The sequence below is a fragment of the Streptomyces sp. RG80 genome, assembly GCF_040446465.1.
Taxonomy (GTDB): Bacteria; Actinomycetota; Actinomycetes; order Streptomycetales; family Streptomycetaceae; genus Streptomyces.
The window spans coordinates 1-22,309 of the sequence record NZ_JBEAAJ010000024.1 but is presented as its reverse complement, the minus strand read 5'-3'; the positions used below and the strand labels follow the sequence as shown (position 1 = coordinate 22,309).

Below are 22,309 nucleotides of genomic sequence, written 5' to 3'. Positions count from 1 at the left end.
CCTGGGCAGCAGACGTCGGATGCACTGGCCGTGCATACTTCCCGGCGTTCGCTGAGGGGCGTGGGGGAACCCCTGCCACCGGCACCGCGCGTCAACTGCCGAACGTCTCGAAACCGGATGTGACTCTGGAGCCCAAAGTACACGCGGACCGGGAGTGACACGGCCCGTCACATGACTCTGCCGCTCAGTCGACCGCTACCGGTTCCTTCTGCTCCGCCATCACGCTCTGAGCCTCCTCGAACACCTCGGCCCCTCGGGAGGCCGACAGCCGCAGCGAGGCGATCACGGAGGGCTGCGCCAGACTGGGCAGCAGATGGCGCATCAACTCGCTGACCCTGCCGGTGAGGTCCTGGTAGCCGCTCAGGACCTGGGACATGGACTGGACGCCGGTGAAGGCTCCCACGAACACGTCAGAGGTCTTGCTCAGTACGACATGGGGCAGCAGTTCGCCCCGGTCGTAGGCCTGCTTGAGCAGATCGTTCGTGAGCTCGCGCCAGCGCAGGAACGGGCCCGTGCGGTCCAGGCCGGTCGCTGTCTGGTCCATGGCCAGACGCACGCTGGCCCGCACCATGGGGTCGCTCTGCAGCCGGTACGCGAGCAGCATCGCGGTGTCCACGAGCTCCTGCAGCTTGCAGGGCCTTTCGGGGATCAGGTACTGGACGTGCTGCGCCTCGAGTACGCCGAACGCCAACTCTTCCTTGGAGTTGAAGTGAAAGTACAAGGCTCCCTTGGTGACGCCGGCCGTGGAGAGGATCTCGGAGATCGTGGCGGCTTGGTAGCCGTGCTCCTCGAAGACCCTTGCCGCTGCCGTGAGGATCGTCTGCCGGGTGCGGATAGCCCTGTCCTGTTTCGCCACTTTCGGCCTCCTCTGATCGATGAGCCCGGAGACCCACTAAAAAAACCGCCCAGTTTGTATCTTACAGGCAATCGGAGATCGCGCACCCCTCTGGCCGTACGGCATTCAATGAGTTGCGGAAAACCACCGGGTCGGGGATGCGGGGCGCAACCAGTCGATCATGGTGCGCGGCGGCGCCGCACGCGACCGGGCGGGGGCGGAGGATCTCGTGATCCTGGCGTCGGAGAGTCGCCGGAACGGTAGGCGGTGAAGTGGTTGGGCGGCTTCCGGCCGAACTACGTGTCCGCCTCATGGCCAGGGAATTCCGCGAAGGGCGCGGGGGCGGTCGTGGCGGAGGCGACGGCGGCCGGACGCATCGAGGGCCTGTGATCACCGATGGGGGAGCGCGGCTGGTGATCACAGGCGTCGTCCGCGTCGCGGGTGACGACGGGCCCCGCTTCGTCCGGACCGCATAAATGGCTGGAGTGCGACGGGTGGCAAGACCACCTCGCCGGCCCTTCTCGGGGGCCGGGCCGACGGCGTCCGCTCTCGGTGACACGGCGTCGGTCAGTGGGCGTCAGGCGCCTACGGCAGGGCGCGGACCTGCCCGTACCTGCGCAACGGCAGCCTCCGGGCCGTCGGCACGCCTTCGATGCGTCGGGCGCCTCGATCAGTGGCTGGCGCCCGGCGAGCTCCTCGCGCGGAGCACCGTCCTCGGGCTTTCGCGAAGGGGCCCAGGCTCACTCGCGGACCGCGGTGCCATGGCCGGCCCGGTGGGAGCGGGGCTCCGCCGGGCCGGCCGGGTCGTCACTCGGCGACCGGTGCCATGGTGACGGTGGACCGGAACACCGGCGCTTCGTCCTGATAGGCGGTCACGAGCACGCGCTCCCCTCGGTCCGTGCCCGAGTCGGGCAGGCGGCGCGCCTCGATCACACAAGGAGCGTCCAGTTCCACGTACTTCTTGAACTCACTGGTGATGTCGAGGGGCAGGCAAGGGTGGCCCAGGAGCGCGGTCCCGGCCTGGCGGGCAGCCTCCAGCAGAACCATGCCGGGCACGTGGTCGACGGGGTGGTCGAAGAGGATGGGGTGGCGGGTGTCCACCCTCAGCAGCCAGCGGTCCGGCTCTCCGATGGGTGACAGAACGACGTCCATGGGGGAGACCCGGCCGACGTTCTGAGGCGCAGTGGGCGCGGTGAGCGGCAGCGGCTGGTGCATGGCATCGCCGTGCTCGCCGCGCAGTCGCTCGTAGACCTTGGGGGAGGCGCAGGTGAAGTTGGCGCTTCCGGTGACGGCGACCTGGCCGTTGCGGCGGATCACCGCGTTGTAGCGGCAGCCTGCCAGCCTGTCTCCGCGTCGCTTGACGTCCTGGCAGGTCATCTCGACGTCGACCGAGGCCGGCGTGGTGCCGACGTGGAGGTTCGTCGGCTGCACGGAGACCGAGAGGTCCCACATGAGGAAGTGATGACCGAGGGGGACGCCGAACTCCGCGTGAGCCAGGAGCGTTCCGGCCTGCCGGATCGTTTCGGCTGCGATCAAAGGATCGTGGCAGCCGTCCACGTTGGCGAAGAAGCTGTGTCCGCGAGGCCACTGGGCGGCGACGCTGAAGTGCTCGTCGTGCACGCGTTCCCAGTCGGTCAGCATGACCTCGGCGACACTCGCCCGGTGGACGAGTTCCTTGGGAACAGTGGTGGTCAGAGACCTGTAGAGCAGGGCACGAGCCTCGATGGAGGTCATCGTGTCGCTTTCGATGAGCGCCGCGCCGGGTTTCACATCGTTCATGTGGAACGTGCTCGCAGACATAGCTCCCCCTGAGCCGCCTCGGCTTGAATGTGAGTGGTGGATCCCTCAGGAGAGCGAAGATACATACCATCCGGTTTAATTTCTAGAAGGAACGCGTCGCTCAACCGTGCGATAAATGGAACGGTGCGTTCCTGGATGTGTAGATGATCACGGGGTGGCTCCTGGGGTGAGGGACCCCCGTCCACGCCTCCCGTGGTGCGCCGATCTGTGGGGTGCCCGCCATCGGTCCGGGTTTGCGGAACACGGCCCGGCCCCTACCTCGAGTGATCCGAAAGTCGTCCTTGAGTGGCTTCCCCGACCGTGTCTCCAGGCCCGACATAAAGGGGGATCGGTGGCATGGAGACGGGAGAAGCCCTGATCAGGGTGGAGCGAGGCCATCCTGACGAGGTCGAACTGGCCGCCGTGGTCGCGGTGCTGCTCGGCCTGCGGCCGGGCGCGGAGGAGGCGCCCGAGGAACCGCCGACGGCTGAAATCAGCTGGTGGCGAGAGCCGGATGCCTACGCGGCGCCCGAGAGTTGGCGCTGATGGCGAGGTGCATCTCCCGAATTCCTTCACTTCTCAACCAGAAACCGCATGAGCGGTTTGTTACGATGGCTTCACGGACTCGGGGCGGGACCTCCTCGGCCTTGTCCCAGGAAGGCACCTGACATGGCTATGACGAGCCGGGCATCGATGGCCCCGGGAGCCGCCGACATCCGCGGGCGCGTGGCGGAACTGGACAGCATCCGGGAGAAGGCGCTCGCCGGCCCCAGCCAGCAGGCGACCGAGGCGCAGCACGCCAAGGGCAAGCTGACCGCCCGGGAGCGCATCGAACTGCTGCTGGATCCGGGTTCCTTCCAGGAGGTCGAACAGCTGCGCCGGCACCGGGCAAGCGGTTTCGGACTGGAAGTGAAGAAGCCGTACACGGATGGTGTGATCACGGGCTGGGGGACGGTCGAGGGACGTACCGTCTTCGTGTACGCGCACGACTTCCGGATCTTCGGCGGTGCGCTGGGCGAGGCCCACGCCACGAAGATCCACAAGATCATGGACATGGCCATCGCTACTGGGGCACCGCTGGTGTCGCTGAACGACGGCGCCGGCGCCCGCATCCAGGAGGGTGTGTCGGCGCTCGCCGGGTACGGCGGCATCTTCCAGCGCAATACGAAGGCGTCGGGTGTCATCCCGCAGATCAGCGTGATGCTCGGCCCGTGCGCCGGCGGCGCGGCCTACAGCCCGGCCCTCACCGACTTCGTGTTCATGGTCCGCGAGACCTCGCAGATGTTCATCACCGGCCCGGACGTGGTCAAGGCCGTGACGGGTGAGGAGATCTCCCAGAACGGTCTGGGCGGCGCGGACGTGCACGCCGAGGTGTCGGGTGTCTGCCACTTCGCCTACGACGACGAGGAGACCTGCATCGCGGAGGTGCGCTACCTCCTGTCGCTGCTGCCGCAGAACAACCGGGAGGCTCCGCCCAGGGTGCGCGGCGACGACTACATCGACCGCCGCTCGGACGCGCTCCTCGACCTGGTGCCCGCCGACGGCAACCGGCCCTACGACATGGCCAAGGTGATCGAGGAGGTCGTCGACGACGGCGAGTACCTGGAGGTCCACGAGGGCTGGGCGCGCAACATCATCTGCGCGCTGGCCCGCCTCGACGGGCAGACCGTCGGCTTCGTCGCCAACCAGCCCCAGACCCTGGCCGGCGTACTGGACATCGAGGCCAGTGAGAAGGCCGCACGGTTCGTGCAGATGTGCGACGCCTTCAACATTCCGATCATGACCCTCCTGGACGTCCCCGGTTTCCTCCCCGGCGTCGACCAGGAGCACGGCGGCATCATCCGGCACGGCGCGAAGCTGCTGTACGCCTACTGCAACGCGACCGTGCCGCGGATCTCGCTGGTCCTGCGCAAGGCCTACGGCGGCGCCTACATCGTCATGGACTCCCAGTCCATCGGCGCCGACCTCACCTACGCGTGGCCGACGAACGAGATCGCCGTGATGGGCGCCGACGGCGCCGCCAACGTCATCTTCCGCCGGCAGATAGCCGAGGCCGAGGACCCCGAGGCCATGCGGCAGAAGATGGTCAAGGAGTACAAGGCGGAGCTCATGCACCCCTACTACGCGGCCGAGCGCGGTCTGGTGGACGACGTGATCGACCCCGCCCGGACCCGCGAGGTCCTCGTCCGCTCCCTGGCCATGCTCCGCAGGAAGCACGCCGAGCTGCCCTCCCGCAAGCACGGCAACCCACCGCAGTAGCAGTACGTTCCGAGGGACCGGGGATGTCGGTGCGGTGCCGGCTTTCGACGTCCCTGTTCTCAGGAGACAGCACATGGTCAAACAGGAGCGAGCGGCTCGCACCCGGCAGGCACTGATCCAGGCCGCGGCCGAGGTGTTCGCCGAGGAGGGCTTCGTCACCGCGGCGTTGAGCACCATCAGCAGGCGGGCCGGTGTCAGCAACGGCGCGCTGCACTTCCACTTCGCCAACAAGGGCATGCTCGCCGACGCGGTCGAGGCGGAGGCCGCCAAGGCCGTCCACCGCATCACCGAGACGGCGCGGGCCTGGCAGGGCGACTCGCTCCAGGCCGTGGTGGACGCCACGCACGAACTGATGGGCAGCCTCGCCCACGACATCGTGGTCCGCGGCGGCTTCGAACTCGCCGGCGACTGCACCCGCCGGGGGGAGACCTCCCTGCGGACCCAGTGGCGGCACTGGGTCGAGGACAGCCTCCGCCGGGCCGAGCGCAGCGGTGCGCTGGCGGAGGGGGTGTCCTGGGCGGACAGCGCCCGTGTCATCGTCGCCGCGACCACGGGCTTCGAGGTTCTCGGCGGCGACGACAGTTCCTGGCTGTCGCGGCAGAGCGTCACCCGTTTCTGGGACGTGCTGCTGCCGCGGCTCGCCCACGGAGGGGACCTGCACCGGCTGGTGAGCGCCGGTTCGCGGCCCGCGGCCGGCCTCTCCTCGTCCGCTTCCTCGCCGGAGCGCCCCGCGGGCTGAACTCCCGCTCTAGCAGACCACATGGTCTGTTTCTGTATCGTTCTCCCTCCATGTCGCCCTGTTGCGCCCTGGAGGGCAGATCCAGAACCCCTTGAGCCGCGCTAGAGACCATATATAAGTGCAGGTCAGTGGCGTTGAGCCGCTATGCCTCCACTAAGAAAATACAGGATGTGCGGTTTGGTATTGACAGACCGCGCGTGCGGTTTTTACTCTTGTCATGGCGCCGGACTGGCATCTGCTGACGGCCGCGGACCGACCGGAGCACTCGGGCACAAGACAGGGGAGATCACGTGGACATCGAGGTACTCGGCGCACTGGCCGTACAGGAGAACGGAGTCTCCATCACACCGACGGCCCCCAAGCCGCGGCAGGTGCTGGCCCTGCTGGCGCTGCACGCCGACCGGGTCGTGCCCGTCACCGCACTGATCGAGGAGCTGTGGGGCACCACCCCGCCGCGCAGCGCCCGCACCACCCTGCAGACGTACGTCCTCCAGCTGCGCGAACTCATCGCCGTGGCCCTGGAGAAGGACGAGCGGGACGGTGCGGAGGGCGAGAGCCGGCCGCGCACCCCCAAGGATGTGCTGGTGACGATGCCCAGCGGCTATCTGCTGGCCAGCGGCGGCGGCGAGAGCGACGTGCGCACCTTCGAGCGTCTCGCGGGCGTGGGGTACCGGGCCATGGACGCCGGTGACTTCCCCGGCGCCGCACGGCAGTTGAGGGACGCGCTGATGCTGTGGTCGGGGACCGCCTTCGCGGACGTCCAGGCCGGGACGCAGCTGGACATGGAGATCAAGCGTCTCGAGGAGAGCCGGCTGTGCGCGCTGGACCAGCGCATCGAGGCCGATCTGCGGCTGGGACGCCACCGTGAGCTGCTGGCCGAGCTGACCGTACTGGTGAATCGTTACCGCACGCATGAGAGCCTGCACGGCCAGTTCATGCTCGCGCTCTACCGCTCGGGACGACGCGGCGAGGCCCTGGAGGTCTACCAGCGGCTGCGCGCCACGCTCGTGAGGGACCTCGGTCTGGAGCCGTCGGCGGGGCTGCGGCGCCTTCAGCGGTCCATCCTCACGGCCAACCCCGAGACCACGACGGCGGCACCCAAGACCACCAAGGACCGCCTCGTTCCCACGAGTTGAGTGCCTGCCTCCCTTTCCCAGGGCCTCCGCGCGGTCGGTTCGTCCGGTACGCCGACGCCTTGGGAAGCGGCATGTCCGGGCCCGCAGGGGCCGCCGACAAGCGGGGCCGCACATTCCGCAATTCGGTTTCTCCGCAACGGAATTCAATGGAAAAGGTAACCCGGCCAATCATTTCGTGATAGTGCGGGACACTTTCTTCCAGTCGTCGTTCACATGCCCTTGAGTGGATCAATTTCCGGACTGTGGCCTTCGGTTGAAACGTCCTCAAGCTCCGGTTGAGGAAAGTCGGGTGTGACGCGAATCCGGCTAGTGTGCTGACGGTGATGGAATTCAGCCACGAGAGGAACTCGACGAGGTACGGAGGAAAGCAGTGAAGATTCAAGTTCTGGGTCCGTTGAGTGCCGAGGTCAACGGGGGATCGATCGTCCCGACGGCCGGTAAGCCGCGGCAGATTCTTTCCCTGCTCGCTCTCTACCCCGGACGGGTGATGCCTGTCCCCATGCTCATGGAAGAGATCTGGGGAACCGAGCCGCCGCAGAGCGCGCTCACCACCTTGCAGACCTACATCCTGCAACTGCGCCGGCGCCTGGGCACCGCGATGGGACCCGACGCACCCGGCGCGGCCAAGGAGGTGCTGGCCACCCGGCACGGCGGCTATCTCCTCCAGATATCGCCGGAGAGCGTCGACGTCCACGAGTACGAGCGCATGGTCACCGAGGGCCGGTCGGCGTTCGAGGCCGGGGACGACGAGACTTCGGCCAATTGTTTCCGCAAGGCACTGGAACTGTGGCGCGGCCCCGCACTGGTCGACGTCCGGGTCGGACCGATCCTCGGGATCGAGGTCATGCGCCTGGAGGAGAGCCGGCTCGGCACCGTGGAACGGCGCATCGACGCCGATCTGCGGCTCGGAAGGCACTCCGAACTCATCGCGGAACTGGCCGAACTGACGGCCCGCTACCCGCAGCACGAGGGGCTGCACTCGCAGGCCATGGTGGCGCTGTACCGGTCGGGACGGCAGGCCTCGGCCCTCGCCGTCTACCGCAAGCTGCGCATCCGGCTCATCGAGGAACTGGGCGTCGAGCCCTCACCGCAGGTGCAGCGGCTGCACCAGGCGATGCTGGCCGTCGACCCGCAGCTGGATGTCGCCGCCGGTGTCCGGCGCAGCTCGACCTTCGATCTCTACGCCGCCTGAGGCCGGCCGGAGCGGGGGCTCGAGTCGTACTCAGAGGCCGATTTCCACCATCGCCTCGTCCTGTGACCCGCCGGGGGACGGCGGGCCGGCGGACACGGCCCCGACCAGGTGGAACGCGCCTCGGGACAGTGTGCGGGACGGAGTGGCCGCGGGCCGGGCGGCTGGGGGAACAGCGCCGGCCCGGCATCCGTTCGACCGGCCGGCGCCGGTGCCGGCCCGAAGACCTCCGTGCGCGGACCTCTTGGAGGCTCGCCGCAAGGGAGGTCTTCTCCATGATCACACCGTTCGGCGGTGCGGCACAGCCGACGAAGGTCGACCTCTGGCCGTTCTCGAGCGGCCTTTGAGGTCGTCCGGCGATTCTCGAACCCCGCCCCCGTGTGTCCAGGGGCGGCGGGAGAGGAGGATGCCATGTCGGACGGACAGCCGGTGCGACTGCACTGTTTCGCGCACTCCGAGGGGGGCCTCTCGATCTTCGAGCACTGGGCCGCCCACACCGGCCCCGGTGTCGAAGTGCTCCCCGTCGCCCTGCCGGGCGGCGAACGGCGGCGCTCCGAACCCCGGGTGACCACCCATGAGGCGCTGCTCGCCGAGGTGCTGCCCCGGTTCGCGGACCCGCGCCCGCAGCCGTACGTCCTCTACGGCCACGGTCTCGGTGCCATGGTCGCCTTCACCGTGACGCGCGCCCTGCACGAGGCGGGTCTGCCCGGCCCGGCACTCCTCGCCGTGGGCGCCTGCCCGCCACCCGACACTCCCTCGGAACTGCCCGACGCCCGCGCGGTGACGGACGCCGAACTGCTGCACGTCCTGGGCGGCAAGGGCGCCGTGCCGCCCCAGAGCGACGAAGGGCTCTGGCTGCGGGCCATGCTGCCGGTGCTCCGCGCCGACCTGGAGCTCGCCCAGGCCCTGGAGGAGGCGGCCCGCAGGCCCTCGTCCGCGGGGCCGCTCACCACGCCCGTGCTCGTGGTCGCCTCGCAGGACAACCCGCTGGCGCCGCCCACGATCGCCGAAGGCTGGCGGCGGTGGACCGAGGGACCCACCTGGCTGCGTACCGTCCCGGGCCACCACTTCTTCGCACGGGGCCGTGAACTGCCCGGGCTGCTGGGCCGGGCCTGCCGTGTCAGCAGCCGCCTCGCCCGGGAGAGCGTGCCGGTCGGCTGAGCCCTCGGCCCCGGTCTCCCGGTGCGGGCACGCCCGCCCGCCGGCCCCTGAATCCTTGCGCGACGCGGCAGTCGACGGCTGACGGGACCAGCATTGTTCGATCTGCTTTCCGCTCGTTCTTCAGCGGTTTTCATCCGGCCGTCTGAATTCTGTTCGCGTACTCGTCGGCGCAATGTAGGAGAGGTGTTCACATGTCTGTTGAGTTCGCGGAGAAGACGACACACGAGAAGACGACGCACAAGGTCCGCGTGTCCGCGTCCGCCGGTGTCGTCTACGCCCTTTTCGCCGACGCGGTGAACTGGCCGCTCTATTTCTCCCCGAGCGTTCATGTGGAACGCCTGGAGTTCGACGGCGAACGGGAGCGGTTGCGGACGTGGTGTTTCCTGGACGGCGAGCTGAAGTCATGGACGTCGTGGCGGCGCCTGGACCCGGTCAAGCGCCGGGTGGAGTTCCGGCAGGAGCTGCCCGCGCCTCCGCTGAGCGCGCTGGGCGGCATCGTGACCGTACGCTCCGACGGGCCGGACAGCTGTGAGCTGGAGCTGGTCTACGACTTCAGCGTCGTCGACGGCCTGCCCGCCGACGTGGCGTGGGCGGAGCGGGCCGCGGAAGGGCACACCCGCAGCCAGCTCTCGGGCCTCAAGGCGATCGCCGAGCGGTGGGCGCGTCTGGACGAACTGATCCTGACCTTCGAGGAGTCGGTGCACGTCAACGGCCCGGCCGAGCTGGTCTACGACTTCCTGTACCGGGCCGCGGACTGGCCCGAGATGGTGCCGCACGTCACCCGGGTCGACCTCACCGAGGACGAGCCCGGAGTGCAGCGCATGAGCATGGAGACCCTGACCGAGTACGGCACCCAGGCCGCGGACTCGGTGCGGATCTGCTTCCCGCACGCGGAGCGCATCATCCACAAGCAGGTCACCACGCCCGCCCTGATCCAGGCACACACCGGCGAGTGGTCCGTCGTCCCGGACGAGCGGGGCGTGACCGTCATCGCGCAGCACACCGTCGTACTGCGCGAGGAGGACATCGCCACCGAACTGGGCGAGCACGCGACCCTGGACCACGCCCGCCGACGGGTGCGCGAGGCGATCGGCCGGAACAGCCGGGTCCTGCTCGCCCACGCCAAGCAGCACGCCGAGACCGCCGTCCGCATGCTGTGACGGCGCCCCGGGCGCGGGAGAGGGATATCCGGGCCGGCCGCTCATGGATGGGCCCTGACGGGCTTGGGCACCGCTGCACACCCGCTTGGGAAAACGGACGGGGGGCCGGTGCTGCCACTAGCGTGCTGAGTCGAAGGATTGTGGATATCTGCTGACCAGGAGGCGTCATGGAAGCGAGGCAGCGTGGCAACGCCCCCGTGCGTCCCGCGCCCCGCCCGCCGTGTCGCAGCCACTCCGTGCGTCCTGGCCGTACCGGCTCCACCGGGCACGCACGCGGCCCGTCCGCACCGCCGACCACCCGTCCTCGGGCGCTTCCCTGTCTTCGCCACGGCCCTGCACGGCGCAACCGGACGCGAACCGTCCAGCACGCCGGCAGGGCCGGCCTCCGTACGTCGGCCACCGCATCGGTGGCACGGTCCCCGCGGGGGCCGGGCGTCGCAGCTCATCCAGCGCCTACAGAGGAGAGGAGGGAGGGGACCGCGCCGGTCTCAGCGGACCGCACGTCCCCGGACACGCATGACTGTTTCCCGCTCCTCCCACGCGGCGATCTCCGTGATCGTCGACCCCGGACCCCCTCCGCACACGGCCCCGTGGGACCTCGAGTTGCGCGGACCCCTCGATGCCGCCGCGCTGGAAGACGTCCTGGGCGAACTCGCCTGCGGTGACCCGGGCCGGCCCGGCTGGCAGCACCGGCTGCTGCGGCACGGGCCCGACCACCACACGCTGCGCTTCATCCAGCGGGACGGCGCGATCGCGGCGTCCGTGGTGGGCCGTATCGCCGATCTGCTCACCGAGCCGCCGCTCGCCGACCGTCCGCTCGTCCCCGCCCAGTGCGCGGTCCTGACCCGTCCCGTACGGCACCGCTACGAGGCGGTGTACATCGAGCCGGACGTACCGCTGGACGCGGGCACGGTCCGGGAGGCGCTGCGGGCCGTCGTGGCCGCCCACCCTCAGCTGCGCTCCCGTCTGGACGCGACGGGCGGCCGGCTGATCGGACAGGTGGCGACCGGAGACGGTCAGGACCCGTTGGCGGAAGGGGAGTTCACCGACGAGGCCGGCTTCGCCGCGGCCGTCGCCTCCATCGGCCGCGCCCTCGACGCGGGCAGCGGGGTGCAGCTGCGGGCCCTGCTCGCCCGGGACCGCCGGGCGGCGGGGCCGCGCACCGACCGGCTCGCGGTGATCGTCCATCAACTCGCCGTGGACGCCGCGTCCTGGCAGACCCTCCTGGACGACCTGTCGGCCGCCCTCGGCACCGCCACCGTCCGGCCGCGGCCGCGGCGCGTGCCGGACGGACTGGCCGACTGGGTCGGTGAACTGCGGGATTTGGCCCGCGACCCCGACGAGGTCCGGCACTGGTCCCTCGTCGCCGACCGCAGGGCCCGCGCGCTCAGCTCCCGGCGCTCCGCCGCGGTGACCCGGTCGGGCGACATGCCCGACAGCGCCCCGGCGGCCGTGTGGGACAGCGGGCCCGGAGGCGAGCGGCACCTCGAGTTCGTGGTGGACGAGGAGCTGACCGGGCGGATCACCCAGGGGCTCGCGCGCCGGCTCTCACTGACCGCCGGGCAGGTGCTGACCGGGGTGTTCGCCCTGGCACTCGCCCGCTGGCAGCGGGTCGACGACATCGGATTCGACGTGCGCAGCGACCCCCGCGAGGGCCATCCGGGGCTACGGCGTCACGTGGGCCGGCTCACCGGCGTACACCCCGTGCATCTCGCCCTCGACCCCGGACTGGACCCCCTCGGTCAACTGGCGGCGGTGGCGGGCCCGTTGGCGGCCGCCGCCGGGCAGGCCGCGGGCGGCGCCGGATTCGGCGCCTGCCGGGAGTGGAGTCCCGACCCGCTGCTGCGCGACACCCTGCGCGCTCTGGCGCCCGCCCCGGTCTGCCTGGTTCTGCACGGCCCGCAGGAGGCGCTGCCCGGCGCCGCCCGTCCCGTGCCCGGCAGCGCGCCGGGCCGGCCCGCGCACGGGCTCGAGGTGCGGGTCCAGGTCACCGGCGGCCAGCTGCACCTCGGCCTGGACTGGGTGCCCGACCCCGCCGAGGGCATCACCGACACCTCCGTGGCCGCCCTCGCGGACCTGCTGCGCGAGACGCTCGGGGAGCTGGCCGACGCGGCCGACGCCCCGATCCCGTCCGTCTTCCGGGCCACCCCCCAGCAGACGGCCCTGTACACGGAAGGCGACGCGCAGCCCGGCACCGGCCGCCATGTCGAGCAGCTCGTGTGGGTCTGGCACGGCCCGCTCGACGTCGAACGCTTCACCTCCGCCTGGCAGTCGGTCTTCGACTGCGAAACCGTGCTGCGCACCTCCTTCACCGGCGGCCCCGAACCGCAGCTCATGGTGCACAGCCGGGTCGCCCCCGAGATCACCGTCCGGGTCCGGCGCGGCGACGAGGACCTGTCGGGCCTGCTGGAGCGGGACCGGCTGCGCGGCTTCGACCTGCGCTGTCCCGGACCGCTGCGCCTGACGCTGCTGGGCTCGGAGGGCAGCCCGCTGGAGGGCGCCGCCTCACCCACCCGGATCGTGCTCACCTATCACCGGGCGCTGCTGGACACCTGGAGCGCGCACATCATGCTGCGCGAGTTCCACCGGGCGTATCTCGCGGGCGGTTCCCTGCCGGGCGGGGAGCGCCGTCCCGATCTGCGTGACTTCACCGCCTGGATCGCGGCCCAGGACCTGGAGCCCGTACGGGGGTTCTGGGCGCGGTCCGTGCCGCCGGCCGACGCCGCATCGAGGCCGGCCCGGCCCGGCGGGGCCACGGGGCTGACCGGGGTGGGCCGCACCCGGCTGCGCCTGGACTCCGCAGAAACCATCCGCCTCGCGCGTTGGGCGGGCATGTGGGGCATCGCGGAGAGCAGCGTGCTGCAGGCCGTCTGGGCGATTCTGATCCACCGGGCCTCCGGCGCCGGCGGACCGGCCCCGGTCTGTTTCGCGGTGACCGTCCCGGGGCGTGGCATCCCCCTCGACGGCGCGGCCCGGATGCTGGGACCGCTGCGCAACTCGCTGCCCATGTCCATCGAGGTGGACCCGGCCGGAACCCTGCCCCACCTGATGCGGCAACTACGGGACAACGCCCTGGACATGGCCGCCTACGAATGGGTCCCCGCCGACTGGATCCGGCCCCCCGGTAGGCGCGGCACGGGCACCGACCCCGCCGCCACCGTCATCGTCTTCGAGGACCCCCCGCACCCGGTGGAGGGCCTCGAGAACGAACTCGCCGCACAGGGGATCAGGGCCGAGTTCTCGGGCACCGTACCCGCACGCTCGGTGCTGCCCATCGGGCTGCTCGCCCACCACGACAGCACCGGTGGCCTGGTCCTGACCGGGGTGCACGACCGTGATGTCCTCGACGAGGAAGCGGCTGCCGAACTGCTGATGCAGAGCGCCCTGCTGCTGCGCGAACTCCCCTTGTGGGCAGGGGAGTCCACCACCGTCGCGGACGCCGTGAAGCTCCTGGAGGGCAGGGCCGTACCGCAGATGGCGGAGTCTTCGGGGGCGGACCCGGACGGGCCGCTGCTCACCCTGCGTCCGGCCGCGCAGGAGCAGGCGGGCACCATCTGCCTGGTCCCGCCGCCGGGTGCGCCCGCGACCTGCTACGACCTGCTGGCGCACACCTACGACGGCTCCCGGGAGCTGCTGGTGCTCACCGGCGACGCCGACGGCGCCCGGCCCGCCCTGGCCGCGCACGGCACCGGCCGGTCCCTGCTGCTCGGCGGCTTCTCCGGGGCCGGCGCCCTGGCCTGCGACCTCGCCCGACGCATCGCCGCGGACGGCGGGCGGCCACCCCGCGTGGTGCTCGCCGGTGCGGGCGCGGACGAGGAGGAACGGGCCCGCGATCTCGCCCGGGCGCTCGAGGACGCCACCGCCTCACCGGACGGCTGAGGCGCCCGCCCCGAAGTCCGGGGCGGGCGCCACGACATCGGCGTACCACGGCTGACATGGCGGTACGGCCGGCGGGCCGGCTCTCTCCGCTGGGGTTCCGCCGCTCTTCGAGTGCTCCTCGTTCGAAGTCGTACATCTTTGGCTGTGTCACGGGTGACCACGCCCGGATTCTGACCCCCTTTCAGGCTTTGAGCCGCAGCCATCAGGAGAGCCATGTCCCGTCGCCTGTTCACCTCGGAGTCCGTGACCGAGGGTCACCCCGACAAGATCGCCGACCGGATCAGCGACACCATCCTCGACGCACTGCTGAGCGAGGACCCCACCTCGCGTGTCGCCGTCGAGACGCTGATCACCACCGGTCAGGTGCACATCGCCGGCGAGGTCACCACGACCGCCTACGCGCCCATCGCCCAACTGGTGCGCGAGGCCATCCTCGAGATCGGCTACGACTCCTCCGCCAAGGGCTTCGACGGCGCCTCCTGCGGTGTGTCGGTGTCGATCGGCGCGCAGTCGCCGGACATCGCGCAGGGTGTCGACACCGCCTACGAGAACCGCGTCGAGGGCGACGACGACGAGCTGGACAAGCAGGGCGCCGGTGACCAGGGCCTGATGTTCGGCTACGCCACCGACGAGACGCCGAACCTGATGCCGCTGCCCATCGAGCTGGCCCACCGGCTGTCCCGCCGGCTCACCCAGGTCCGCAAGGACGGCACCGTCCCCTACCTGCGCCCCGACGGCAAGACGCAGGTCACCATCGAGTACGACGGTGACAAGGCCGTCCGCCTCGACACGGTCGTGGTCTCCTCGCAGCACGCCTCCGACATCGACCTGGAGTCGCTGCTGACCCCCGACATCCGCGACGAGGTCGTCGAGTACGTGCTGAAGCAGCTCGCCGACGAGGGCATCAAGCTGGAGACCGAGGGATATCGCCTGCTGGTGAACCCGACCGGTCGTTTCGAGATCGGCGGCCCGATGGGCGACGCGGGCCTCACCGGCCGCAAGATCATCATCGACACGTACGGCGGGATGGCCCGCCACGGTGGCGGTGCCTTCTCCGGCAAGGACCCGTCCAAGGTGGACCGTTCGGCGGCGTACGCGATGCGCTGGGTCGCCAAGAACGTCGTCGCCGCGGGTCTCGCCTCCCGGTGTGAGGTCCAGGTCGCCTACGCGATCGGCAAGGCCGAGCCCGTCGGGCTGTTCGTGGAGACCTTCGGCACCCACACCGTCGAGGTCGAGAAGATCCAGCAGGCCATCGGTGAGGTCTTCGACCTGCGCCCGGCCGCCATCATCCGCGACCTGGAACTGCTGCGCCCCATCTACTCCCAGACCGCCGCCTACGGCCACTTCGGCCGTGAACTCCCCGACTTCACCTGGGAGCGCACCGACCGCGCCCAGCAGCTCAAGGCAGCCGCGGGCAACTGAGCCCGACACCTGACGGCCGGGCCCGACGGTCGCGGCCGACGCCGTGCGACACCGGCGATCAGCGACCGAAGCGACCGAAGGAGTTCCCGTGCGCATCGCGGTGACAGGATCCATAGCCACCGACCATCTGATGGTCTTCCCCGGCCGGTTCACCGACCAGCTGCTGCCCGACCAGCTCGCCCACGTCTCGCTCTCCTTCCTCGTCGACCGCCTCGAGGTGCGCCGGGGCGGTGTCGCCGCCAACATCGCCTACGGGCTCGGCGGATTCGACCTGTCACCGCTCCTGGTCGGGGCGGTCGGCACCGACTTCGCCGAGTACGCGGTGTGGCTGAAGGAGCACGGCGTCGACACCGGGGGAGTGCACGTCTCCGCCGAACACCAGACGGCCCGCTTCATGTGCATCACCGACGAGGCCGCCAACCAGATCGCCGCGTTCTACGCGGGCGCCATGACCGAGGCGCACGACATCGACCTCGGCGCCCTCGTCACCGGCCCCGACCGCCCCGGCCTGGTCCTGGTCTCGCCCAACGACCCGGCCGCGATGCTCCGCCACACCGCCGAGTGCCGGGCCCTCGGCCTGCCCTTCGCGGCCGACCCCTCACAGCAACTGGCCCGCCTCGACGGCGACCAGGTCCGCGACCTGGTCGACGGCGCCACCTGGCTGTTCACCAACGAGTACGAGGCCGCCCTGCTCAAGGAACGCACCGGCTGGAGCCGCGTCGAGATCCTCGCGGTCGTCGGCACCTGGGTCACCACCCTGGGTGACAAGGGCGTACGCATCGAACGCGCCGGGCAGCCCCCGCTCGTCGTCCCCGCGATCCCCGACACCGAGACGGCCGACCCGACCGGAGTCGGCGACGCCTTCCGCGCCGGTTTCCTCGCCGCCGTCAGCCACGGCGTACCGCTCGAGCCCGCCGCCCGCCTCGGCTGCGCCCTGGCCTCCGTGGTCCTCGGCGCGGTCGGCTCGCAGTCCTACGAGGTCGACCTGGCACAACTGTCCGACATCGTCGAGCGAGCCTACGGCCCCGGTACGGCCGCCCCGCTCGCGCCAGTCCTCGGAGCACGCTCATGACCGCTGACCACCGCACCCGCATCACCGCGCTCCGCGAAGCCTTCGCCACCCGGGTGGTGGTCGCCGACGGGGCGATGGGCACCATGCTCCAGGCGCAGGACCCCACCTTGGAGGACTTCCAGCAGCTCGAGGGCTGCAACGAGATCCTCAACGTGACCCGCCCCGACATCGTGCGCTCGGTCCACGCCGAGTACTTCGACGCGGGCGTCGACTGCGTCGAGACCAACACCTTCGGCGCCAACCACGCCGCCCTCGGCGAGTACGACATCCCCGAACGCGTCCTCGAACTCTCCGAAGCCGGCGCCCGCGTGGCCCGCGAAGTCGCCGACGAGTACACCGCCCGCGACGGCCGCCAGCGCTGGGTCCTCGGCTCCATCGGCCCCGGCACCAAGCTCCCCACCCTGGGCCACGCCCCCTACACCACCTTGCGCGACGCCTACCAGCAGAACGCCGAGGGCCTGATCGCCGGCGGCGCCGACGCGCTGCTCGTCGAAACCACCCAGGACCTCCTCCAGACCAAGGCCGGCGTCCTCGGCGCCCGCCGCGCCCTCGACGCCCTCGGCCTGGACGTACCGCTCATCGTGTCGGTGACGGTGGAGACGACCGGCACGATGCTCCTCGGTTCCGAGATCGGCGCCGCGCTCACCGCGCTGGAGCCCCTCGGCATCGACATGATCGGCCTGAACTGCGCGACCGGTCCGGCCGAGATGAGCGAGCACCTGCGCTATCTGGCCCGCCACTCCCGCATCCAGCTGTCCTGCATGCCCAACGCCGGCCTGCCCGTGCTGGGCAAGGACGGCGCCCACTATCCGCTGGGCGCGCCGGAGTTGGCGGACGCGCAGGAGAACTTCGTCCGCGAGTACGGACTTTCGCTGGTCGGCGGCTGCTGCGGTACGACGCCGGAGCATCTGCGGCAAGTCGTCGAGCGGGTGCGCGGCCTGGCCCCGACCGCACGGGAACCGCGTCCGGAACCCGGAGCGGCTTCGCTCTATCAGACGGTGTCGTTCCGGCAGGACACGTCGTACATGGCGATCGGTGAGCGGACGAACGCCAACGGGTCGAAGAAGTTCCGTGAGGCCATGCTGGAGGCCCGCTGGGACGACTGTGTGGAGATGGCCCGGGACCAGATCCGCGAGGGCGCGCACATGCTCGACCTGTGCGTGGACTACGTCGGCCGGGACGGTGTCGCCGACATGGAGGAGCTGGCGGGCCGCTTCGCGACGGCTTCTACGTTGCCGATCGTGCTGGACTCCACCGAGGTGGAGGTCATCAAGGCCGGTCTGGAGAAGCTCGGCGGGCGTGCGGTCATCAACTCGGTCAACTACGAGGACGGCGACGGCCCCGAGTCCCGCTTCGCCAAGGTCACCAAGCTCGCCCAGGAGCACGGCGCCGCGCTGATCGCGCTGACCATCGACGAGGAGGGCCAGGCCCGGACCCCGGAGCACAAGGTCGCCATCGCCGAGCGGCTGATCGACGACCTGACCGGCAACTGGGGCATCCACGAGTCGGACATCCTGATCGACACCCTGACCTTCACCATCTGCACCGGTCAGGAGGAGTCGCGCAAGGACGGCATCGCCACCATCGAGGCGATCCGTGAGCTCAAGCGCCGCCACCCGGACGTGCAGACCACCCTCGGCCTGTCGAACATCTCCTTCGGACTGAACCCGGCCGCCCGGATCCTGCTGAACTCGGTCTTCCTGGACGAGTGCGTGAAGGCGGGCCTGGACTCGGCGATCGTGCACGCCTCCAAGATCCTGCCCATCGCCCGGTTCAGCGAGGAAGAGGTGCAGACGGCCCTCGACCTCGTCTACGACCGGCGTGCCGAGGGCTACGACCCGCTGCAGAAGCTGATGGCGCTGTTCGAGGGCGCCACGGCCAAGTCGCTGAAGGCCGGCAAGGCCGAGGAACTCGCCGCCCTCCCGCTGGAGGAGCGTCTCCAGCGCCGGATCATCGACGGTGAGAAGAACGGGCTCGAACAGGATCTGGACGCGGCTCTCCAGGAGCGCCCGGCCCTGGACATCGTCAACGACACCCTCCTGGAGGGCATGAAGGTCGTCGGCGAGCTGTTCGGCTCCGGCCAGATGCAGTTGCCGTTCGTGCTCCAGTCCGCCGAGGTCATGAAGACGGCCGTGGCCCATCTCGAGCCGCACATGGAGAAGTCGGACGCCGAGGGCAAGGGCACGATCGTCCTCGCCACCGTCCGCGGCGACGTGCACGACATCGGCAAGAACCTCGTCGACATCATCCTGTCCAACAACGGCTACAACGTGGTCAACATCGGTATCAAGCAGCCGGTCTCCGCGATCCTCGAGGCCGCCGCCGAGCACAAGGCCGATGTGATCGGGATGTCCGGGCTGCTGGTGAAGTCCACGGTGATCATGAAGGAGAACCTCGAGGAGCTCAACTCCCGTGGTCTCGCGGCCGATTACCCGGTCATTCTGGGTGGCGCGGCCCTCACCCGGGCGTACGTCGAACAGGATCTGCACGAGATCTACGAGGGCGAGGTCCGCTACGCCCGCGACGCCTTCGAAGGCCTGCGCCTCATGGACGCGCTCATCGCCGTCAAGCGGGGTGTGCCGGGGGCGAAGCTGCCCGAGCTGAAGCAGCGGCGGGTCAAGAGCACCACCACCGCCGTCCCCGTCGTGGCGGAGACCCCCGAGCTGGGGCGCTCCGACGTCGCGGTCGACAACGCCGTGCCCACCCCGCCGTTCTGGGGGACCCGTGTCGTCAAGGGCATCCAGCTCAAGGAGTACGCCTCCTGGCTCGACGAGGGCGCCCTGTTCAAGGGGCAGTGGGGGCTGAAGCAGGCCCGGAAAGGCGACGGTCCCACGTACGAGGAGCTCGTCGAGACCGAGGGGCGGCCCCGGCTGCGCGGCTGGCTGGACAAGCTCCAGACGGAGAACCTGCTGGAGGCGGCCGTCGTACACGGCTATTTCCGTGCCGTCTCCAAGGGCGACGACCTGATCCTGCTCGACGAGAACGGGTCCGAGCTGACCCGGTTCTCCTTTCCGCGTCAGCGCCGGGGCCGGCGGCTGTGCCTCGCGGACTTCTTCCGCCCCGAGGAGTCGGGGGAGACGGACGTCGTCGGACTTCAGGTCGTCACCGTGGGCTCCCGGATCGGGGAGGAGACGGCGAAGCTGTTCGAGGCGAACGCCTACCGCGACTACCTCGAACTGCACGGACTGTCCGTGCAGTTGGCCGAGGCGCTCGCCGAGTACTGGCACGCGCGCGTGCGCGACGAGCTCGGCATCGCCGGGGGCGACCCGGGCTCGCTGGACGGCATGTTCCGTACCGAGTACCAGGGCTGCCGCTACTCCCTGGGTTACCCGGCCTGCCCCGACCTGGAGGACCGGGCGAAGATCGCCGAGCTGCTCCGGCCCGAGCGCATCGGGGTCCATCTGTCGGAGGAGTTCCAGCTGCACCCCGAGCAGTCCACGGACGCGATCGTCCTGCACCACCCCGAGGCCAGCTACTTCAACGCCGGAGGCCGGGAATGAGCACACTCCGCGACATCCTCGACCGGGGGACGCCGTCGTTCTCCTTCGAGTTCTTTCCGCCGAAGACGGCCAAGGGGGAGCGGACGCTGTGGGAGGCGATCCGCCGGATCGAGTCGCTCGCACCGAGCTTCGTGTCGGTCACCTACGGGGCCGGCGGCTCCTCCCGGGACCGTACCGTCGAGGTGACCAAGCGGATCGCGACCGAGACGACCCTTCGGCCCGTCGCCCATCTGACCGCCGTCGGCCACTCGGTGGCGGAGCTGCGGCACATCATCGGGCAGTACGCCGACGCCGGTGTGCGGGACGTCCTCGCCCTGCGCGGCGACCCGCCCGGCGACCCCAACGCGCCCTGGATCCCGCACCCCGCCGGCTTCACCCACGCCGATGAACTGGTGCGGCTGGTCAAGGACTCCGGAGAGTTCAGTGTCGGAGTGGCCGCCTTCCCGGAGCGGCATCCGCGCTCGGTGGACTGGGACAGCGAGATCCGGCACTTCGTCGCCAAGTGCCGGGCGGGCGCCGACTACGCGATCACCCAGATGTTCTTCCGGGTCGAGGACTATCTGCGGCTGCGCGACCGGGTGGTCGCCGCGGGCTGCGACACCCCGATCATCCCGGAGATCATGCCCGCCACCGACGTACGCCAGATCGCCCGCTTCGCCGAACTCAGCGGCGCCGCCTTCCCCGAGGACCTGGCCCACCGGCTGGACGCCGTGCGCGACAACCCGGCGGACGGTCACCGCATCGGCGTCGAGTACGCCACCGCGATGGCCGAGCGGCTCCTCGCCGAAGGCGCGCCGGGGCTGCACTACATCACGCTGAACCGCTCGACGGCGACGCTCGAAATCCACCGCAACGTGACGAACTCAAGGAGTGCCCAGCATGCCCTCGCAGCCCAGCGCTGACTTCACGGACTTCAAGGTCGCCGACCTCTCCCTGGCCGAGTTCGGCCGCAAGGAGATCACCCTCGCCGAGCACGAGATGCCCGGTCTGATGGCGATCCGCAAGGAGTACGCCGAGGCGCAGCCGCTCGCCGGTGCGCGCATCACGGGTTCGCTCCACATGACGGTGCAGACCGCCGTCCTCATCGAGACGCTGGTCGCGCTCGGCGCCGAGGTCCGCTGGGTGTCCTGCAACATCTTCTCCACCCAGGACCACGCGGCCGCCGCGATCGCAGCCGCCGGCATCCCGGTGTTCGCCTGGAAGGGCGAGACGCTCGAGGAGTACTGGTGGTGCACCGAGCAGGCCCTGACCTGGCCCGGGCACGCCGGCCCGAACATGATCCTCGACGACGGCGGTGACGCCACCCTTCTCGTCCACAAGGGCGTCGAGTACCGCAAGACGGGCGAGCTGCCGGTCGCCGAGAACGAGGAACTGGCCGTCGTGCGGGCCCTGTTGGAGAACAGCCCGCTGGACTGGACGCGGATCGCCTCGGAGATCCGCGGGGTGTCCGAGGAGACCACGACCGGCGTCCATCGTCTGTACGAGATGCAGCGCGACGGCGTCCTGCTGTTCCCGGCGATCAACGTGAACGACGCCGTCACCAAGTCGAAGTTCGACAACAAGTACGGCTGCCGGCACTCGCTGATCGACGGCATCAACCGGGCCACCGACGTCCTCATCGGCGGCAAGACGGCGGTCGTGTTCGGCTACGGCGACGTCGGCAAGGGCAGTGCGGAGTCACTGCGCGGTCAGGGCGCCCGCGTCATCGTCACCGAGGTCGACCCGATCTGCGCGCTCCAGGCGGCGATGGACGGCTACCAGGTGACGACGCTGGACGAGGTCGTGGAGACCGCCGACATCTTCATCACCACGACCGGCAACAAGGACATCATCATGGCCTCCGACATGGCCAGGATGAAGCACCAGGCGATCGTCGGGAACATCGGCCACTTCGACAACGAGATCGACATGGCCGGCCTCGCGAGCGTGCCGGGCATCGTCAAGGACGAGGTCAAGCCCCAGGTCCACACCTGGACCTTCCCCGACGGCAAGACGATCATCGTCCTGTCCGAGGGGCGCCTGCTGAACCTGGGCAACGCCACCGGCCACCCCTCGTTCGTGATGTCCAACTCCTTCGCGGACCAGACGCTGGCCCAGATCGAGCTGTTCACCAAGCAGGCCGAGTACCCGATCGGCGTCTACACGCTGCCCAAGCACCTCGACGAGAAGGTCGCCCGA

The 22,309-nt window shown here is 70.1% G+C and carries 15 protein-coding genes; 13 read left to right on the top strand and 2 right to left on the bottom strand.

Going from position 1 to position 22,309, the window contains the following annotated elements; genetic code table 11:
• Positions 1 to 184 precede the first annotated feature (184 nt).
• The gene (locus tag ABKA17_RS47135; RefSeq protein ID WP_353698648.1) at positions 185 to 856 is read right to left on the bottom strand and encodes a ScbR family autoregulator-binding transcription factor; all 672 of its coding nucleotides are present in this window, start codon (positions 854 to 856) and stop codon (positions 185 to 187) included.
• Between the two features lie 786 nt (positions 857 to 1,642).
• Positions 1,643 to 2,635 (bottom strand): ScbA/BarX family gamma-butyrolactone biosynthesis protein, encoded by a 993-nt coding sequence (locus ABKA17_RS47130; protein ID WP_353698647.1) that lies wholly within the window; start codon positions 2,633 to 2,635, stop codon positions 1,643 to 1,645.
• Positions 2,636 to 2,971: 336 nt separating this feature from the next.
• Here ABKA17_RS47130 and ABKA17_RS47125 point away from each other — a divergent pair, with 336 nt between their 5' ends.
• The 13 genes from ABKA17_RS47125 to ahcY all read left to right on the top strand — a co-directional run.
• Complete coding sequence (locus ABKA17_RS47125; RefSeq protein ID WP_353698646.1) at positions 2,972 to 3,160, top strand: acyl-CoA carboxylase subunit epsilon; 189 nt, start codon at positions 2,972 to 2,974, stop codon at positions 3,158 to 3,160.
• A 123-nt stretch (positions 3,161 to 3,283) separates the two neighbouring features.
• On the top strand, positions 3,284 to 4,873 hold the full coding sequence (locus ABKA17_RS47120) for an acyl-CoA carboxylase subunit beta (RefSeq protein ID WP_353698645.1): 1,590 nt from the start codon (positions 3,284 to 3,286) through the stop codon (positions 4,871 to 4,873).
• Between the two features lie 73 nt (positions 4,874 to 4,946).
• Positions 4,947 to 5,612: a ScbR family autoregulator-binding transcription factor gene (locus ABKA17_RS47115; protein ID WP_353698644.1), complete on the top strand. Its 666-nt coding sequence runs from the start codon at positions 4,947 to 4,949 to the stop codon at positions 5,610 to 5,612.
• A gap of 290 nt (positions 5,613 to 5,902) precedes the next feature.
• Positions 5,903 to 6,748: an AfsR/SARP family transcriptional regulator gene (locus tag ABKA17_RS47110; protein WP_353698643.1), complete on the top strand. Its 846-nt coding sequence runs from the start codon at positions 5,903 to 5,905 to the stop codon at positions 6,746 to 6,748.
• Between the two features lie 370 nt (positions 6,749 to 7,118).
• Complete coding sequence (locus tag ABKA17_RS47105; protein WP_353698642.1) at positions 7,119 to 7,940, top strand: AfsR/SARP family transcriptional regulator; 822 nt, start codon at positions 7,119 to 7,121, stop codon at positions 7,938 to 7,940.
• A gap of 408 nt (positions 7,941 to 8,348) precedes the next feature.
• Positions 8,349 to 9,098, top strand: a complete 750-nt coding sequence (locus tag ABKA17_RS47100; RefSeq protein WP_353698641.1) for a thioesterase II family protein — start codon at positions 8,349 to 8,351, stop codon at positions 9,096 to 9,098.
• 191 nt (positions 9,099 to 9,289) lie between these two features.
• On the top strand, positions 9,290 to 10,258 hold the full coding sequence (locus ABKA17_RS47095; protein WP_353698640.1) for an aromatase/cyclase: 969 nt from the start codon (positions 9,290 to 9,292) through the stop codon (positions 10,256 to 10,258).
• Between the two features lie 516 nt (positions 10,259 to 10,774).
• A complete protein-coding gene (locus ABKA17_RS47090; protein WP_353698639.1) occupies positions 10,775 to 14,137 on the top strand; it encodes a condensation domain-containing protein in 3,363 nt (1,120 codons plus the stop codon).
• A 213-nt stretch (positions 14,138 to 14,350) separates the two neighbouring features.
• Positions 14,351 to 15,559, top strand: a complete 1,209-nt coding sequence (gene metK, locus ABKA17_RS47085; RefSeq protein ID WP_353698638.1) for a methionine adenosyltransferase — start codon at positions 14,351 to 14,353, stop codon at positions 15,557 to 15,559.
• A gap of 88 nt (positions 15,560 to 15,647) precedes the next feature.
• Positions 15,648 to 16,631: a carbohydrate kinase family protein gene (locus ABKA17_RS47080; protein WP_353698637.1), complete on the top strand. Its 984-nt coding sequence runs from the start codon at positions 15,648 to 15,650 to the stop codon at positions 16,629 to 16,631.
• Positions 16,628 to 20,131, top strand: a complete 3,504-nt coding sequence (gene metH, locus ABKA17_RS47075; RefSeq protein ID WP_353698636.1) for a methionine synthase — start codon at positions 16,628 to 16,630, stop codon at positions 20,129 to 20,131. Before ABKA17_RS47080 ends, metH begins: the two co-directional genes overlap by 4 nt.
• The gene (metF, locus tag ABKA17_RS47070) at positions 20,128 to 21,033 is read left to right on the top strand and encodes a methylenetetrahydrofolate reductase [NAD(P)H] (RefSeq protein ID WP_353698635.1); all 906 of its coding nucleotides are present in this window, start codon (positions 20,128 to 20,130) and stop codon (positions 21,031 to 21,033) included. The genes metH and metF overlap by 4 nt, the downstream gene beginning before the upstream one ends.
• Positions 21,011 to 22,309 (top strand): adenosylhomocysteinase (gene ahcY, locus ABKA17_RS47065; protein ID WP_353698634.1); only part of this gene is annotated, 1,299 nt, incomplete at its 3' end. The genes metF and ahcY, both read left to right, overlap by 23 nt.

What these genes read in the sequence shown, in the direction of transcription:
- ABKA17_RS47115 (WP_353698644.1), top strand. Translation starts at nt 4,947, where the DNA reads ATGGTCAAACAGGAGCGAGCGGCTCGCACCCGGCAGGCACTGATCCAG.
- ABKA17_RS47095 (WP_353698640.1), top strand. Translation starts at nt 9,290, where the DNA reads ATGTCTGTTGAGTTCGCGGAGAAGACGACACACGAGAAGACGACGCAC.
- ABKA17_RS47100 (WP_353698641.1), top strand. Translation starts at nt 8,349, where the DNA reads ATGTCGGACGGACAGCCGGTGCGACTGCACTGTTTCGCGCACTCCGAG.
- metH (WP_353698636.1), top strand. Translation starts at nt 16,628, where the DNA reads ATGACCGCTGACCACCGCACCCGCATCACCGCGCTCCGCGAAGCCTTC.
- metK (WP_353698638.1), top strand. Translation starts at nt 14,351, where the DNA reads ATGTCCCGTCGCCTGTTCACCTCGGAGTCCGTGACCGAGGGTCACCCC.
- ABKA17_RS47090 (WP_353698639.1), top strand. Translation starts at nt 10,775, where the DNA reads ATGACTGTTTCCCGCTCCTCCCACGCGGCGATCTCCGTGATCGTCGAC.
- ABKA17_RS47120 (WP_353698645.1), top strand. Translation starts at nt 3,284, where the DNA reads ATGGCTATGACGAGCCGGGCATCGATGGCCCCGGGAGCCGCCGACATC.
- ABKA17_RS47125 (WP_353698646.1), top strand. Translation starts at nt 2,972, where the DNA reads ATGGAGACGGGAGAAGCCCTGATCAGGGTGGAGCGAGGCCATCCTGAC.
- metF (WP_353698635.1), top strand. Translation starts at nt 20,128, where the DNA reads ATGAGCACACTCCGCGACATCCTCGACCGGGGGACGCCGTCGTTCTCC.
- ABKA17_RS47130 (WP_353698647.1), bottom strand. Translation starts at nt 2,635, where the DNA reads ATGTCTGCGAGCACGTTCCACATGAACGATGTGAAACCCGGCGCGGCG.